Raw genomic sequence first — 18,261 nt, 5'->3', positions numbered from 1 at the left:
CAAATGAATAGAAAAAAAACATTATCGACTTGCTTAATTTGTTTTCTTCTTGTTTTTTCAAACATTACAAAAGCACAAGATTATAAATTCGCTCAATTTTTCAATTCTCCACTCAATTTAAATCCAGCATTGACAGGAAAAATAAATAGTGAATATCGTTTTATTGCAAATTATAGAATGCAATATTTTACAGTACAAGCACCATCACCATATACAACAATTGCAGCATCTGCAGATTTTGGTTTATTGAGAAAGAAACTTAATCAAGATATATTAGGCGTAGGTATTTTATTTGGCAATGATAGACAAACAGTTTTAAGAACGAATAAATTAAATCTTTCAGTTGCGTATCACAAAGGTTTGGGTTATGGAAAAAAACATTATTTAAGCGCAGGTTTTCAAGTTGGTTTTCTACAACGTGCTATTGATTATAATAATTTATATTTTGCATCACAATTTACAGGCGATGAGTTTGATTTGTCCAAGCCAAGCTTAGAACAATTTGATAGAAATAAGTTTATTAAACCAGAAATAAATTTAGGAATATTATGGTCATCATCATTCAAAAAGGACAAATATGGTATTTATGCAGGCATTTCACTTTTCAATACATTTCAGCCAAAATATACATTTTTAAATTCATCTTATGAAAGAGAACTAAGATACAATATACACACAGGTGCGTCAATCAAAATCAAACAAATTATGATGATTTTACCAAATGCATTTTTTACTATGCAAAAAAAATATTTAGACTGGAATGTAGGAACAAATTTAGCATTCAATCTATCTGAAAAAAGATATGCATTTACAACATCTGGTATTGTTGGTTTTTTTTATGATGGAAATGGAATACTAACAACCAACCTAGGCATACAATATAAAAACTTTCTTACTTCAATTTCTTCTGACGCTAATTTGGTTAAAGACATTAATAAAGCAATAAATTCTGTTGGTGGATTAGAAGTGTCAATTATTTACGCAGGAAAACCAGTAAACCAAAAAGTAAATATGCCACTATTTTGTCCTAAGTTTTAGTTCCACGTGAAACAATATAATTTATAATTAAAAGAAAGAACAAAATTAGTTCCACGTGAAACAATACACACAATATAAACACAACACTTATAAACATGTGAATAAAATCGTTGATTAGTAAGATAAGCCAAAACATATAAAAATTCAAAATCCTTTTAATAATTAAATTCTATCTTTGTAATATGTTTCAAACGTATGATGTAATAGTAGTAGGAGCAGGACACGCAGGTTGTGAAGCGACAGTGTGCGGCTAATAAAATGGGTAGCAAAGTATTGTTAGTTACCATGAATATGCAAACCATAGCACAAATGTCTTGCAATCCAGCAATGGGTGGCGTAGCAAAAGGTCAAATTCTAAGAGAAATTGATGCAATGGGCGGATATTCAGGAATAGTATCAGATAAAACTATGATACAATTTAGAATGCTCAATCTTTCTAAAGGACCAGCAATGTGGAGCCCACGTACACAAAACGATAGAATGAATTTCCATTTAGTGTGGAGAGATATGTTGGAACAAACACCAAATATCGATTTCTGGCAAGATATGGTGAATGGTTTAATTGTGGAAAACAATACAGTTTGTGGTATTAAAACAGGTTTAGGCACAGAAATTAGAGCAAAAGCAGTAGTATTAACCAATGGTACATTCTTAAATGGAATTATTCACATTGGAGAAAAACAAATTGGCGGCGGAAGAGCAGGAGAGAAGGCAGCAACTGGAATTACAGAACAATTAATACAACTGGGCTTTGAAAGTGGACGAATGAAAACAGGAACACCACCACGTATTGATGGCAGAAGCTTAGACTATACAAAAATGGATATCCAAAATGGAGATGAGCATGTGGTTGGCTTTTCATACAAAAATATAGAAAAACCAAAAGAACAACGTTGTTGTTGGATAACATACACCAATTCTAATGTACATGAACTATTAAAAGAAGGTTTTGATAAGTCTCCGATGTTTCAAGGTAGAATTCAAGGTTTAGGACCAAGATATTGTCCATCTATTGAAGATAAAATCAATCGTTTTGCAGATAAAGATAGACACCAAATATTTGTAGAACCAGAAGGTTGGAATACTGTGGAAATATATGTAAATGGTTTTTCTACATCATTGCCAGAAGAAGTACAATACAAAGCATTGCAACAAATACCAGGTTTTGAGCAATGCAAAATGTTTAGACCAGGATATGCTATCGAATATGATTACTTTCCACCAACACAGCTTAAAACATCATTAGAAACTAAACTAATTAAAAACCTTTTCTTTGCTGGACAAATAAATGGCACAACAGGCTACGAAGAAGCTGCAGCACAAGGAATGATGGCTGGAATAAATGCTCATTTAGCAGTTAAAGAAAATGAACCATTAATATTAAAACGATCTGAAGCTTATATTGGTGTTCTAATAGATGATTTGGTGAACAAAGGAACTGAAGAACCATACAGAATGTTTACATCAAGAGCAGAATTTAGAATACTACTCAGACAAGATAACGCAGACATTAGATTGACTGAATTATCACATAAATTGGGTTTTGCTGAAGACGAAAGACTACAAAGAGTAGACGAAAAGATAAAAGCAACACAAGAAATAACAGATTTTGCCAAAAACTATAGCGTAGAACCAAATGATATAGATACTTATTTTGAAAGTGTAGGAACAACTGCATTATACCAAAAAACTAAATTGGAGAAGATAATTACACGACCACAAATTAATCTAATACCATTACTAGAAAATGTACCTACAATAAAAGCACATTTAGATAAGTATGAAAATGAGTTTTTGGAACAAGCAGAAATCAATATAAAATACGAAGGTTATATAGAAAAAGAATACGAGCAAGTAAAAAAAGTGGAAAAATTAGAACATTATAAATTAAAACCAGATTTTGATTATAATACAATAGTTTCTTTATCTATAGAAGCCAGACAAAAATTAAACAAAATAAAGCCAGAAACTATTGGGCAAGCAAGTAGAATTTCTGGAGTTTCGCCAGCAGATATTTCTGTATTAATGGTATTTTTAGGAAGATAATCAACAAAAGAAAAAATTAAATAATGTACCATTTAAAAAGCAAGATAAATTATTACATTATTGCATTACTACATTGTTTAATTATCAATGGCTGTGCTGTAGTTTCTTCGCCAACAGGTGGAGAAAAAGACACAACACCACCAAAAGTAAAAGCATCTTTACCAGCAAACAATTCAACCAATTTCAGCTCAAAAGATATTTCAATTCTATTTGATGAATGGATAACATTACAAAACCCACAAAATGTGTTGATAACACCAGATGTAGATCCAAAACCAAAAATTACAGCAAAAAAGAATGAATTACAAATTCAATTCAAAGAAAAACTAGATAGCAATACAACATATTCTATATTTTTTGGTAATGAATTAAAAGACAATAATGAAGGAAATCCAATAGATAATTATGCCTACGTTTTTTCTACTGGCGCATATATAGATTCTATTTCTGTTGAAGGAAAATTGCATAACTACGAAGATAAATTGCCAGCCAATGCTTTTGTAACATTATACAAAGATTTGAACGATTCTGCTTTTACAAACAAAAGACCATATTACATCACAAAAATAAATACTGACGGTAGTTTTTCTTTGAAAAACCTAAAAGCAGGACAATATAAAATCTATGCATTAGATGATAAAAACAGTAATTATTATTACGATTTGCCAACAGAACAAATCGGATTTTTAGATAATAAAATTGTTGTAGATAGCAATTTAGAGAACATCAATATCCCATTTTTCTTGCCAGAAGAAGAAAATTGGCGCATAGTAGAAAAAGACAAAAACATACAAAATGGAAAATATAACATCACGTGGAACAAAACATTTTCACCAAAAGAAGATCAAATTCAAATACTAACACCAAACAATATTAACGCAATTGCATTTCCAGAAGATAAAAAACTACAACTATATTTTACAAATTTGCAACAAGACACAGGAATGCAACAATTTTTTATCAAGCATAATGATGAAATTATCGACTCTATAGAAACGAAAATTACATCAAAAAAAGATTTAGCATTATTTTTTGATACAACAAAAACCAAAAATCTAAAAATATTAGAAAGCAATTCTTTACAACTTATTTCTATTTTTCATTCTATCCAAGATATTGATACAAACAAAATACAACTAATAGATTCTTCAGGAAACAAAATTGAAATGAATATTGAGAGAAAAGAAGATTTAAAAACATATATTATAAAAAGTAGTTTTAAACCTGCACAAAATTACAAAATCATATTTCAAGATTCAAGTTTGCAAGATTTAGCAGGAAAATACAACAAAATGCAAGAAATTTCGTTTTTGGTAGAAGAAAACAAAAAAGGAGGTAAGCTATTGATAAACATTGAGTTAGACACAAATTATACCAATTTAATCTTCATTTTAAAAGATAATCAAGGCAATGTACTAGAAAAACAAAATTTACGCAATTCTCGTTCGTTTAAAATTAACATTGGATTAACACAAGCAGGAAGCCATCAAGCAGAATTTATCAAAGATGATAATGACAATGAAATTTGGAATAGCGGAAATTTTTCTACAAAATCATTGCCAGAAAAAACATACAAACACACACCAATTATTGTAAAAGAAAATTGGGATGCAGAAGAAACCATAAAACCAAATTTTAACCAAATACAAAAAGCGACAAGCGAAAATAAAAATCTAAAAGAAGAAATAAATCAAAATAATATAAACAAAAAAAACATACCAAAAGAAAATATAAATAATAGAATTAAAAGCGATAGATAGTTTTCTCAAAATTTCATAGACTTTATAATTACTAATATTTGTTTATCTTAGCATACCTATGGCAGAATTGTTTCAAATGTTTTTTAAATGGAAAAAGTACATACTTGGTTTATCAATATTAGCAATTGTGTTGAGTAGCATTATTACAATGCCAGCCATTATGCCACCATATTTTGAGTCCAAGATAGAGCTATATGTTACAAATCCACAAAGCACAGACAGAGCCAATCTTTTTAACCAAGAGAATACAGCAAACATATCAATGTTTGGCAGCAGAGATGATGCAGACAGATTTATTGCTGTAGCAAAATCATCATCAATCACGCAACAAATAATAGAAAAATACAAATTAAACAAACATTATAAAATAAAACAAAAAACAAAAGCATTAGAAGATTTTTATACACAAAAAGAATATGCATCATTAATAACTATTCAAAGAAATGATGCTGATGCAATAGAAGTTACTGTTTTAGACACAGATGCACAATTGGCAGCAAATATTGCAAAAGATATTGTTCACTTATCAGAAAAAAAAGTACAGCAAATAATTCTCGAAAACAAACAAAAAGTATTAGAACAAATAGAACAACTAATTGCAGAAAACAGCAAAGTATCAAACACAAATACAGTTGCAATTGAAAACATGGAGAAATTCAAAGATTTAAGAAATCAGTATAGTATTTCTGTGAATAATGATTTTAAAACAATTTATATCATTGAAGATGCATATGTTTCTCCAAAAAAATCAAAACCAGTGCGTTGGCAAATTGTGCTATTTTCTTGCATCATCACATTTGCTACAGCTTTGTTATTTGCCATTGTGTACGAACAAGTGAAACATGCCAACAAGTAATAAAATAGACAGCTATTTTTATTTTGACAAACAAAAAAGTTTTATAATATTTTCTATTTTATTTATTATAATATTAATTTCATCAGTATATTTTGATAGTATATATTTTTCAATAATTCCAATAATATGTTTATTTGGAATATATTTTATATATCAACCAACACATCTATATTTTTTACTATTATTTGTGTTGCCATTTACAATAGAATACGATTTTAATAAAAGCGTTTTCGATATTCCATCAGAACCATTAATGTTTTTGACGGCAATGTACACAACACTATTTGGTATTTTGTTCACTAAAAAAAGCAAAGAAATACTACAAAAAAATACCATCAGTTTATTTTTAATATTGCATTTATGCATTACATATTGTAGTACAATACTTTCTACAAACATTATAGTATCACTCAAAATTTGTATTGTAAAAACAGCATACATATTGTCATTTTATCTAGCTACACTATTTTTTATTCAAAAAAAAGAAAGATTAATAAAACTACTTTGGACACTTTGGATACCAACATTCTTTACAATTATTACAATATTAGTCTTACATGCAATAGACAATTTTTCTTTTGACACTATAAACAATGCAGTTATTCCAATTTATAGAAACCATGTCAACTATGGCGTTTTCATTACTATGCTTTTGCCATTTTTATTTTATTTAAGGATAAACACATCAAAACAATCAATAAAAAGATTATTCATAGATATAAGTATACTTACAACATTAGCAGCTATATATTTTACTTACACACGTGGTGCGTGGTTAGCTTTGTTGGCAATGCCTATTTATATATTTATCATCAAAATGAGATGGAGTAAATATTTACTAATAATTACAACATTAGCAATTATATTATTCTCAACATATATATTATCAAATTATAACTACTTAAAATACGCACCAAATTACGATACTACAATTTATCATGATGATTTGAACGCACACCTAAATTCAACTTTCGAAATGGAAGACATGAGCACAGTTGAAAGATTTTATAGATGGTTAGCAGCAATAAAAATGACCAAACACACGTTGTGGCATGGTGTAGGCGCAGGAAATTTTACAGCCAACTACAAACTATACACAGTGGCTGCATATCAAACATACATTAGCGACAATGAAGAACAATCTACAGTACATAATTACTTTCTATTGTTATTAACAGAACAAGGTATTTTTGCCTTAATTTTATTTGTAATATTTATTTATTATATAATATTAAATATTGAAAAAATATATCATCATCAACAAAGTAAAGAAAACAAAATATTAGTAATGGCAATTGCCATGAGCATCATGACTTTTTTAGTAAACAATACACTAAGTGATTTGGTGGAAGCAAACAAAGTTGGCTCTCTTTTCTTTGTAAATTTGGCATTAATTTCTTTCATCAATAGAAATAATGTTAAACCCAAAATCTAATTGTATATTTGTGTTCCATGAAAAAATTACAAATTCTATATTTTATTGCTTTGTTTGCTATTGTTTAATGTAGCTTAAGCAACAAAAATGCACAGTACAAAAATGTGAATGAAGCTGGATGGAAAGCAAAAGACACATTAAGCTTTGAAATAAATGTTGAAGACATAAACAAAAAATACCAATTAAAACTAGCTGTAAGGCACAATAAAAACTATGAGTTTAATAATTTTTGGGTAAGAATAATACAAAAAACACCAAAAGAAAATCCAGATTTAAAAAACATAGAAATACCATTGTACAACAAGCTTGGAAAGCCATATGGAAAATGTACAGGTAGCTTATGTACACAAATTTTCCCGATAGAAAAAAACATACAATTCAAAAACAAAGGCAAGTACACCATTAAAGTAATTCAACTAATGAGACAAGAACCATTGCTTGGAATAAAAGATGTAGGTGTTGTTTTAGAATAGTTATTGGTTGAGTTTTTCCAACTTTTTAGTAAGCTCTATAAAATCCAAAACACTCAATTGTTCTGGTCTTAGATTATAAAATTCATCTTTCAAAATATCAGCAGGAACAATGCTTTTCAAAGAAGAACGCAACATTTTCCTGCGTTGGTTAAAACTCATTTTTACAATATGTTTGAGTAAACTATAATTGAAGTTTTCATCTATATTATCTTTTCTAACTAATTTTATTACAGCACTATCAACTTTTGGTGCAGGCACAAAACTAGATGGTGGCACATCAAACAAAAAAGTAACATCATAATAAAACTGTGTAAGAATACTAATAATACCATATGTTTTGCTACCATGTGCAGCAGCCACACGCGCAGCCATTTCTTTCTGAAACATACCAATCATTACTGGCACTTTTTGATAAGCATCTAATACACTAAATATAATTTGTGATGAAATATTATATGGAAAATTTCCAACAATTAATGTTTGTTGCTGCAAAAAGCTATTTAGTTTTATGTTTAAAAAATCAGCTTCAACAATTTCTAAAAGATTTTCAGCAATTTTCTTCTGATATTTTTCTTCTAAAAAAGCCACACATCTTTTATCTACTTCAATACAGCTAAGTTTTTTATTTTGTAGAAGTAAGAAATTTGTCAAGGCACCCATGCCTGGACCAATTTCTATTCTATTATAATCATTGTCAGATAGTTTTACTTCATCTGCAATTTTACTCAAAATACTGTTATCTTTCAGAAAATGCTGCCCAAAACTCTTTTGTGCTTTTATCATGGTAATTTATCAAAACAAAGGTAATTTTTAATTCTTGCTTTTCTTTGTTTATTTTTAGTTATTTTTAATTTAGCAAAAAACAAAATGTAAAGAATATGATTTACAAACCAGTTATAGACAAAATCAAAGATTGGCCTATAAGTAAAATTGCTTTACAAAAAGACAAGATACTTCAGGAAACAGTATCTGAAACAATAATTCAACTGAATAAAAATTACGAATCCGAAAAAAAGATTCAGGAAGAAATTAAAAAAACATTATACCAAGAAAGAATAAGAATAAAAACAGAACCTTGGGAAGTAGATCCTGAAGATGAAAAAGAATTTTGGTCAGGAATAAAAAAGGAAACACTAAAAACTGCAAATGAACAAGAATCATTTCAATTAGAAGAAACCAATCAAGATATTTTACAGAAAATAGCCACAAGATATGCCAATGAAATGTGGGGAAACTTTAGTCCAAAACTTTATTGGTTGGCAAGACAAATACTGAGAAGATTTTTTGCCAGATTATTCAACTCACATTTTGGAGGAATCAAGGAAATATTTAGACCACAAGATTCATTATTAGATAAGCTAATTGTATCTGGACAAGTAGAAAAAATAAGAAGCTTAGCTACCAAAGGCACAATAGTGCTTGTACCAACACACTTTAGCAACTTAGATTCAGTGATGATTGGTTTTGCAATGGATTATATTGGAATGCCAGCATTTCAATACGGCGCAGGATTAAATCTATTTAATTCAAAGTTTTTTTCACTATTTATGGGCAACTTAGGTGCTTATAAATTAGATAGACGAAAAAAGAACAGCATATATATAGAAACACTCAAACAATACTCAAAAACAAACATTGTTGCTGGTGCACATACCATATTTTTTCCTGGAGGCACACGTTCAAGAAATGGAGAAATAGAAACTAACTTAAAATTAGGATTATTAGGAACTGTCTTAGATGCACAAAGAGAACATTATGAAACCAATCCAATTAGTCTTGCACCAAAAATATTTGTAGTACCATTAGTGTTGAGTTATAATTTTGTACTAGAAGCATCTTCACTTATTGATGACTATTTGAAAAGAACAGGAAAAGAACAATATTTAGTAAAAGAAAGCACACAATTACCATTCAAAACAATCTGGAAATTTTTCTGGGAAACATTTTCAAAATCATCAGATGTACATATTTCATTAGGAGAACCAATGGATGTTTTTGGTAATGATATAGATGATGAAGGAAATAGTATAGATAAAAATAAGAATAAAATAGATATAGAAAAATATTTTTATTCAAATGGCGTATTTAAAAAAGACGACCAAAGAGAAACAATATACACACAATACTTAGGCGAAAAAATAGTAGATAGTTTTCATAGAAATAATGTAGTAAAAACAGCACATGTAGTACCATTTGTTGCTTTTGAATTATTAAAAAAGAAAATAAATACTAACGATGTGTACACAATTCTAAGATTACCAGAAGAAGACAGAGAAATAGATTGGGAAAGCTTTAAAATGAATATGAAAATTATCTTAGACGAATTATACATACTTAATAGTAAAGACAAACTAAAACTTTCTTCCAATTTAACGACAAAAGAACTAGATGAAATTATAGAAATAGGTATACATAATATTAGTATATATCATACAAATCTACCTTTACTAAAAACAAAAGATGGAAATATTACAAGCGAAGATTTAAACCTACTATATTATTATCACAATAGAATGAACGGATATGGACTTGAAAAATATATCAGATAATAATCCAGTTGCAGTAATTGGTGCAGGAAGCTTTGGTACAGCAGTAGCAAATCTCTTAGCAGAAAACAAAAAAGTTTACCTGCATTCCAAAAGACAAGATGCCGTTGATAGCATTAATAGAGATAGAACTAATAATGGACAACAAATTCATCCAAATATTACAGCAACCACAGACTTTCAAGAAATTACAAGCCAATGCTATTTAATTTTTCCATCACTTTCTTCAGATAATTTTAGAAGTACAATAAAACAAATAGCACCACTATTACATCCAGATCATATTATAATACATTGCACCAAAGGCTTTGATATAAAACTAGAAGAAGGCACATCATTGTTAGATAAAGATTTAAAACTAAATGTCAATGATGTAAAAACGATGAGCCAAGTAATACTAGAAGAAACAGCGTAAAAAGAATAGGATGTATGTCCGGCTAAACCTTGCACGCGAAATTGCAAACATGCATCCAGCAGCAACCGTAATAGCAAGCAAGTTTAATGAAGTAATTCAGGAAGGCGAAAAAGCCATTAGAAGCAAAAGACTACAAGTATATGGTAATAATGATATCTATTCAGTAGAACTAGCTGGCGTATTAAAAAATACAATGGCATTAGCAGCTGGTGCATTAAGCGGATTAGGTTTTGGACAAAATGCCTTAGGATTTCTTATTACTCGAGGTATGGGCGAAATCATTAGACTATCAACAGCAATGGGTGCAAACAAAAACGCATTTTTAGGTTTAGCAGGCATTGGAGATTTGGTTGCTACATGCACCAGCCCAATGAGTAGAAACTTTACAGTTGGCTCAAGGCTAGCAAAAGGAGAGACATTAGAACATATAATTGCAACATCTACAGAAGTAGCAGAAGGTATAAAAACAGCCAATGTCAGTAAAAAAATTGCAAGCTATTACAATGTAAGAACACCAATCATAGATCATGTGTACAAAGTACTATTTGAAGATTTGAGCGTAGAGCAAGCATTAAAATACCTAATGGAATACAGATTTGGACAAGATGCCGATTACATATAACAACTATTCTTTCTCAAATCGAATATCATGAATAAGATATCCTTTAGTCGTATTTTTTAGAAGAATATATGTCTTATACTTTGCAGTTTTTGATTTTAAAGAACCAATAATAAATTGAGTATTATCTTCAGATTTTCCTTTTTGCAACAAAACAACTTCTCTACCAGTCAAACCACTCAAAAAATTCTTTAGAATAATAGCAGCTTGTTCAATACTATAGTTATTCTCATTTTGATTAATAGTAATATCTATTCTTTTATTAAAATATTTTGATAAATCATTAATATTGGCTTGTTGAATATCACTTAAAATAACATTAGAATTATCTTGTGCTCTTGTAGGTTGAACAAAACATAAACAAAAAATGATAACAAATAATTGTATTCTAGCAAACATAATAGTAAATTCGTATAATATCTCGCATATATTATGCCAAAGTACGCAAAAGTAAAATAATATTCGTGAAAGGCAAACAAAAAAAAGTAATATTAGCAATAATGGATGGTTGGGGAATCAACAGAAACCCAGCAAACAGTGCAATAGAAGCAGCCAAAACACCATTCATAGATAGTTTGTATCTAAAATACAAAAACACAGGACTATTAACACATGGCGAATATGTTGGCTTGCCAGCAGACCAAATGGGCAACTCAGAAGTTGGACATATGAACTTAGGAGCAGGCAGAGTTATCTATCAAGATTTATTATTAATTAATAAAAAAAGAGAAACAGGAGAGCTAAAACAAAACCAAACATTATTAGAAGCATTTAATTATGCTAAAACAAATAATAAAAAAGTTCACTTTTGGGCTTAGTGTCAGATGGAGGCATTCATGCGCACACCAGCCATCTAAAAGAATTAATAAAAACAGCCAACGAACACCAAATACAAAATTGCTTTGTACATGCAATTACAGATGGAAGAGACACAGATCCAAAATCTGGATTGGTATATCTACAAAACTTAGAACAATATTGCAAAAATACAACCACACAAATTGCAAGCATTTGTGGTAGATACTATGCAATGGACAGAGATAAACGTTGGGAAAGAATAAAATTAGCATACGATTTATTAGTACACGCAAAAGGCACAGCCTATTCAAATATTAGCGAAGCAATAGAAGCATCATACCAAAATGATGTAACAGATGAGTTTATACAACCTATTGTTTTGTTGAATGATGATAAACAACCAAAAGCAGTAATTCAAGAAGATGATGTAGTAATATGTTTCAATTTTAGAACAGATAGATGTAGAGAAATTACACAGGTATTATCACAAAAAGATATGCCAGAATTAGACATGCACATCATACCATTGTATTATGTAACAATGACCATTTATGATGAAACATTTATCAATGTAAAAACAATTTTTGGAAAAGATAATATACCAAATTCACTAGGAGAAGTAATTGCAAAAAATAATCTAACTCAACTTAGAATTGCAGAAACAGAAAAATATCCGCATGTTACATTTTTCTTTTCTGGCGGAAGAGAACAAACTTTTGATGGCGAACAACGAATTTTAATTCCATCACCAAAAGTTGCCACCTACGATTTGCAACCAGAAATGAGTGCATACCAAATAAAAGACGCAGCAATACAATTTATACAAGAAAATCAGCCACACTTTGTATGCCTAAATTTTGCCAACACAGATATGGTAGGACATACTGGCGTTTTTGAAGCAGGCATAAAAGCAGCAGAAACAGTAGATAAATGTGTGGAAGAATTAGTAAATGCAGCATTAGAATTAGATTACGCCATTTTCCTAACAGCAGATCACGGAAATGCAGACTTTATGATTAATGATAATGGCACACCAAATACAGCACACACCAAAAACATAGTACCATTATTTTTAATAGACAAAGAATATAAGGGCGAACTAAGACCAGGAAAACTTGCAGACATAGCACCATCAATATTAAAGATGATGCAATTAGAAATTCCAAAACAAATGGAAGGTCATGTATTGATAGATTAAAAATGACCATGTTAAACAACAAAATATACTACATATTTATATTAATAATTGTATTTGCTTGCAATCAAAATAAGGAAGCAAAAAATATAAAGCAAACAACACCAGACAATTTTGATATTACAAAATTGGTGGAGGAAGACATACACAACAATCAATTAGAAAATAAGAAAGCAAAAAAAACAATTACAATAAACGATAAACAAGAAACACAAATTCAAGATAGTGTAGATTGGAGTAAAACACTAAATGTTTTGTTAGAATGCGATATCAACAAAGAAAATATAAAACACTTATACACACAAAATTATATTCATGAACTTGATAGTGTAGCAGTAGAAATGTATAATGCAACATCAACAAAAACACCAATCAAAAGCATGTACATTTATAGAAAAAGAAACGAGACAGAAAAAATTATAATACATAAAGAAATTAAAAATTTAATTTTTTCAAGCGAACAAGATATCGAATATATACCAACAAAATTGCTGAAAATAAAAGCAACTCAGCGCGCCATTTTCATGAAAGATTTTAAATCAAATATAGAAATCAGCTTTTTATAAAATGATATGTATTTATTATACTGAATTAAAAGAAGAATATAATAATGATGTTTTAGAAAAAGCATTACAAGAAATGCCACAAAATATTGTAAATGAAATTAAACAATACAAGTTTGAACAACAACAATGGCACACATTTTTAGGCAAAAAATTATTAGAATTTGCATTACAACAAAACAATATTGCATACACACTTTCAGACATAAAATACCATAAAAAAGAAAAACCATACTTAGCAGAAGATATTGATTTCAATATATCGCATTCTGGCGATTATGTAATTTTAGCATTAGTACAAAACAACAATATTGGTATAGATATTGAAAAACACAGAAACATAGACAATACATTATTTAAAAAATATTTTAATGATGTAGAATGGCAAAGAATACAAGAAGCAAGCAACCCAAATAGTGTTTTTTTTGATTATTGGGCAATCAAAGAATCAGCCATAAAATGCGATGGAAGAGGCGTTGAAATCTTAGGAAAAACAAATATTTATGATGAATCATCGTTACTTTGCGATGAACAAAAAATGTACTATCAACTACTCAAAATAGACGAACAATATAGTGCAAGTGTATGCACCACACATCAAGACGAAATACTCAATATAAAAAAAATAGAACTGTCAATTTTATTGTAAAGCAGAAATGTTTTTATTAAAAAGTTGCCCAATTTTTTCGCCCAATTTTTTACTATACAAATTAGCGCCTTCCAAATTTAGATGATGAAAATTGTAACCATAACGAACATCATAAAACTCAGGATATTGCAAAGGATTTGCCAATTCAATACATCTGTTTTCTGGTAGTGCATTATATAATGGCAACAAAAAATTATAACTTGTTCTTGCACGTGGAGGCAAGATAAAATAGACATCAATACCTTTTTTATTGCATTTTTTCACTAAGTTGAGAAGTACATTTAATTCAGCTTTATTCACTTTTTGTAGTTTGCTGCTATTTTTAAAAGATTCAGCAATACTATTTGTCAAGCTATCTCTTTTTCGTTTATCATTTTTGTACACAACGTTAGATTCTAATACAAATTCATCAGCCCATTTATAATCTTGTAATAATAATTTTTCCTCTTCATTGTAAGAGAAAAAACCATCTTTATTTTTGCCCAAATATGCCAAATCTAAATCAGCTCTATCTTTATAACTTTGTAATAAATTTGATACAATACCAAAAAAAAGTTTGTTTTTAATGTATGACATTGTATAGTAAAACATATATCTACCTTTTATTGCCCAATCATCTTCCAAGGTAGGCAATATGCTCATGGCATTAAAATATGATTTGGTATTGTGCCACGAAATCCATTTGGCTGTATTTCTATTAGGCTTAAAGAAATATGGCTCACTAGACAAAGAAATGAAAATATATTTTAGGTTCGGATTTTTTATCCTCAAAACACCATCAACATCTCGTAGTTGTTGAATGATATTATGTCCATCAACACCCATATTAAAAGATTTTAGTTGAATGTTTTCTTTTTTCAAAGTGGCATCAACCACAGTTGGATGTATGTGTCTATACTCTAAACTACCACCAAAAAATAAAGTATTATAGTTAGCATAATTTTTTTGGTAGTGTAATATTTTTGTAGTTTGAGTATAATCGCCCCAAAAAAATGGTACAAATAAATGTATGATTGTTGATGTACAAACAATTATAATAAAAAGTATAAATATTTTTTTTATTACTTTTTTCATTAATATTGAAAATAGACAAATGATGTATTATTAAACACACCAAACCAGGTAATAGACAAAGCAAAAAGTATATAAATTAACCATCTAATATTTTTGCTTTTATTCATAATCACAGTATCAATTGGTGTATCACCTATTTTGTATTCTATAAAAACAAGTGTTGCTAAAAAGAATATACCACAAACAAATTCTACAATGCCTTTGTGTGTTATCCAAGCATAAAAATAATTGGCACTAGCAAGATGAAATAGTTTAGTATATAGTAATGATGCAATATGCCACCAACTTGTCGTTTCTGTAGGATGCATAGCATTCCAAACTTGCTGAGCTGTATGTACTCTAAATAATAAAAAACAAAAAACCAAAATAGCAATTGTTGTTGCTACATGTGCCCAATCTGGAAAATATTTATCAAACAGTTTATAAGCATTGCTTGGTTTAATGTTTCTTACTACATTGTATTGCCACAAGTAGCGTATTGCCATTGCAACACCTATCATAGAAAATGCCAATATCATTGGCCAATTTGCACCATGCCATAAACCACATATGGTAAGAACGAAGATTACATTAAACACAACTTTCATTCCTGTTGATTTGTATGCACCTAAATAAAAGAACACATAATCAGTCAACCAAGTTGATAATGAAACATGCCATCTTGTCCAAAACTCAGCCAAATTTTTTGAAAAGAATGGTCGTTTAAAGTTTTCAGTAATATTGATGCCCATTATTCTTGCTGCACCTAAGGCAATATCTGAGTATCCAGAAAAATCACAATACACTTGAAAGAAAAATAACGTAGCACCCAATATTATTGTCCATCCACTTGCATCATTAAAATGCAAATACATATCATCAACAAAAAATGCCAATCTATCTGCTATCACTAATTTTTTAAAGAAACCAAACAACATTCTTATCAACCCACTTCGTGTTCTGTCATAATCAAAATCATGAGCAACCTTTAATTGTGGTAATAAGTTTTTTGCTCTTTCAATTGGACCATTCACCATTACTGGCCAAAATGCAGTAAACGTAGCAAAGTACCCTAAGTGTTTTTCTGGTTTTATCAATCCTTTGTATATATCTATGGTATAACTTAATGATTGAAATGTGATAAACGAAACACCAACAGGCACAATAATATTATTGAAAAAATCATTAGGAACAAAGTACGGCAAATGCAAGAGTTCAAATAAGCTTCGCACATTATCATCTAAAAAATCTATGTATTTAAAGAAAAACAAGATACCTAAGTTCATGCCTATGCTCAAAAATAACCATCTTTTCTTCTGAGCATTTGTCGTTGATGATTCAATTTTTTGTCCAGCAAAATAATCATTAAGTGTAATGGCAACCAAAATCAGTAAATATTTTGGAGCAAATGAACCATAAAAGTAATATCCACTCAATAGCAATAGTTTCCATTGATGCTTTTTTGCAATTTTGAAGTATAACAACAAAAAGATAGGGAAAAATAGCAGGAAACTAAATGAATTAAAAAGCATGAATATTCAAATTACATTTTTTCAAAAATAAGCATTTTTTCGAGAAAATTAGTTTAGATAATAAATCTACTTTATTTTTCTTCCTTTCCAATTTGATGATACAAAGTTGCCCAAAGTACCAACAAATACAATATATGCAATATGCAAGCACTCAGAAACTATAAATTTGTTCATCAAAATAGGAGCATTAAAAAAACGAGTTGCCTGTTTTAATAAATAATAATCAGCAATAGTTTTAAATATAAATTGAAAAATAAATAAAACAGCAAAGATTAAGACATTTAAAAAACACAACAAACCATCTAAACTATGATTTGGGAAAATACTATAATATATTGGAAATGCCAACGTAAGTAATAAGTTGACAAGTATAGAAATGCAGAACAACAATACCAAAGCAAGCATTATTGTTATTCTTTTATCTTGATACAAAGTTGCTTTGCTTGTCCATCTAAATCGTTGATGTAAAAATTCTTTTATACTGTTTGTTGTAGATGTATAGGTAATAACATCACCATTTTTTAGAAAAAAAATTTTCTCTTTATCTAATTGAGCAATCTTGTGTATCAGAAGCATGTCATCACCACTTGCATTGTTGTCAATTCCTTTGTAGCCATCACAAGCAAGAAAAGCACTTTTTAAATAAGCCAAATTTGCACCATTAGCCATATTAAAAATTTTTGCTTGAATGCTTGCGCCAGTTATTAATTGCATACCACAAAAATCTAAACACTCAAAACGATTCCAAATATTTGAAATAGATTTTGTTTGTAAGGCAACAGGCGATGCGACTAAATTTGCATTTGTTGCTACAAACATTTGTACAATATTTTTTATCCAATAAGGTTGTACTACACAGTCAGCATCAGTAGTAATAATTAGTTCTTGATTAGTTTGTGCAATTGCATATTCAATAGCACTTTTCTTATGCGCAAGATGATTAGTTATATAATTTTTTAGATGTAAAATTTTATATTGATAAGGAAGTTGTTGCAATATATTTTTTGCTTTTTCTACAGTATCATCTTCCGAAAAATCATCTACAATTATAATTTCTATTTGAGAACTTGGATAGTTTTGTTTTGCTATAGAATGTAGCAGAGATTCAATGTTATTTGCCTCATTTCTGGTGGGAATTATAAGTGCAACATAAAGTTCTTTATGTATTGTTGTTGCTAAATCAACATCTATTTGTTTCCATTGATATACATAAAAAAACTGTAGACAAGCATAGCCAACACACAGTATTATTGATATAATTATCCAAAATGTTATCAATAAGA

General features: G+C 29.2%; 13 protein-coding genes and 3 pseudogenes. 11 read left to right on the top strand and 5 right to left on the bottom strand.

Features of this window, described 5'->3' with window-relative positions; all coding sequences use genetic code 11:
- Positions 1-3: 3 nt before the first annotated feature.
- The 6 genes and pseudogenes from IPK18_06120 to IPK18_06095 all read left to right on the top strand — a co-directional run bounded on the left by IPK18_06120 (position 4) and on the right by IPK18_06095 (position 7,608).
- Positions 4-1,038, top strand: coding sequence for a PorP/SprF family type IX secretion system membrane protein (locus IPK18_06120; protein ID QQR99081.1), 1,035 nt, complete (start codon positions 4-6; stop codon positions 1,036-1,038).
- 182 nt (positions 1,039-1,220) lie between these two features.
- Positions 1,221-3,084 (top strand): annotated as a pseudogene (gene mnmG, locus IPK18_06115) (tRNA uridine-5-carboxymethylaminomethyl(34) synthesis enzyme MnmG).
- Between the two features lie 23 nt (positions 3,085-3,107).
- On the top strand, positions 3,108-4,844 hold the full coding sequence (locus IPK18_06110; GenBank protein ID QQR99080.1) for an Ig-like domain-containing protein: 1,737 nt from the start codon (positions 3,108-3,110) through the stop codon (positions 4,842-4,844).
- A gap of 58 nt (positions 4,845-4,902) precedes the next feature.
- Positions 4,903-5,700, top strand: a complete 798-nt coding sequence (locus IPK18_06105; GenBank protein QQR99079.1) for a hypothetical protein — start codon at positions 4,903-4,905, stop codon at positions 5,698-5,700.
- On the top strand, positions 5,687-7,135 hold the full coding sequence (locus IPK18_06100; GenBank protein ID QQR99078.1) for an O-antigen ligase family protein: 1,449 nt from the start codon (positions 5,687-5,689) through the stop codon (positions 7,133-7,135). The genes IPK18_06105 and IPK18_06100 overlap by 14 nt, the downstream gene beginning before the upstream one ends.
- A gap of 104 nt (positions 7,136-7,239) precedes the next feature.
- Positions 7,240-7,608, top strand: a complete 369-nt coding sequence (locus IPK18_06095) for a gliding motility lipoprotein GldH (protein ID QQR99077.1) — start codon at positions 7,240-7,242, stop codon at positions 7,606-7,608.
- Here IPK18_06095 and rsmA read toward each other — a convergent pair whose 3' ends face one another.
- Entirely contained in the window at positions 7,609-8,391 is a 783-nt protein-coding gene (rsmA, locus tag IPK18_06090; GenBank protein ID QQR99076.1) for a ribosomal RNA small subunit methyltransferase A, read from the bottom strand.
- Between the two features lie 95 nt (positions 8,392-8,486).
- On the opposite strand from rsmA, the gene IPK18_06085 reads away from it, so the two are divergent.
- Both IPK18_06085 and IPK18_06080 read left to right on the top strand, forming a co-directional pair.
- Positions 8,487-10,157 (top strand): 1-acyl-sn-glycerol-3-phosphate acyltransferase, encoded by a 1,671-nt coding sequence (locus tag IPK18_06085; protein ID QQR99075.1) that lies wholly within the window; start codon positions 8,487-8,489, stop codon positions 10,155-10,157.
- Positions 10,132-11,191: pseudogene (locus IPK18_06080) on the top strand (NAD(P)-dependent glycerol-3-phosphate dehydrogenase). Before IPK18_06085 ends, IPK18_06080 begins: the two are co-directional and overlap by 26 nt.
- A 3-nt stretch (positions 11,192-11,194) precedes the next feature.
- Here IPK18_06080 and IPK18_06075 read toward each other — a convergent pair.
- Positions 11,195-11,587, bottom strand: coding sequence for a DUF4783 domain-containing protein (locus IPK18_06075; protein QQR99074.1), 393 nt, complete (start codon positions 11,585-11,587; stop codon positions 11,195-11,197).
- A 101-nt stretch (positions 11,588-11,688) separates the two neighbouring features.
- Here IPK18_06075 and IPK18_06070 point away from each other — a divergent pair.
- From IPK18_06070 to IPK18_06060, 3 genes and pseudogenes are all read left to right on the top strand, one after another.
- Positions 11,689-13,184: pseudogene (locus tag IPK18_06070) on the top strand (2,3-bisphosphoglycerate-independent phosphoglycerate mutase).
- Positions 13,185-13,192: 8 nt separating this feature from the next.
- Positions 13,193-13,747 carry a hypothetical protein gene (locus IPK18_06065; protein QQR99073.1) on the top strand — a complete coding sequence of 185 codons (555 nt, stop codon included), beginning with the start codon at positions 13,193-13,195 and terminating at the stop codon, positions 13,745-13,747.
- 1 nt (position 13,748) lies between these two features.
- Complete coding sequence (locus IPK18_06060) at positions 13,749-14,393, top strand: 4'-phosphopantetheinyl transferase superfamily protein (protein QQR99072.1); 645 nt, start codon at positions 13,749-13,751, stop codon at positions 14,391-14,393.
- Here the strand turns inward: IPK18_06060 and IPK18_06055 are convergent.
- The 3 genes from IPK18_06055 to IPK18_06045 form a co-directional block, all read right to left on the bottom strand.
- Positions 14,385-15,467 (bottom strand): hypothetical protein, encoded by a 1,083-nt coding sequence (locus tag IPK18_06055; GenBank protein QQR99071.1) that lies wholly within the window; start codon positions 15,465-15,467, stop codon positions 14,385-14,387. The two genes, IPK18_06060 and IPK18_06055, sit on opposite strands and share 9 nt — an antisense overlap.
- Complete coding sequence (locus IPK18_06050; protein QQR99070.1) at positions 15,467-16,882, bottom strand: MBOAT family protein; 1,416 nt, start codon at positions 16,880-16,882, stop codon at positions 15,467-15,469. Before IPK18_06050 ends, IPK18_06055 begins: the two co-directional genes overlap by 1 nt.
- A 162-nt stretch (positions 16,883-17,044) precedes the next feature.
- Complete coding sequence (locus IPK18_06045; GenBank protein ID QQR99069.1) at positions 17,045-18,256, bottom strand: glycosyltransferase; 1,212 nt, start codon at positions 18,254-18,256, stop codon at positions 17,045-17,047.
- Positions 18,257-18,261: the final 5 nt, after the last annotated feature.

The sequence above is a fragment of the Sphingobacteriales bacterium genome (assembly GCA_016699615.1).
In the GTDB taxonomy this organism is placed as follows: domain Bacteria; phylum Bacteroidota; class Bacteroidia; order Chitinophagales; family JADIYW01; genus JADJSS01.
Note: the sequence above shows the minus strand (reverse complement) of the source record. Positions and strands in the feature narration are given on the sequence as shown.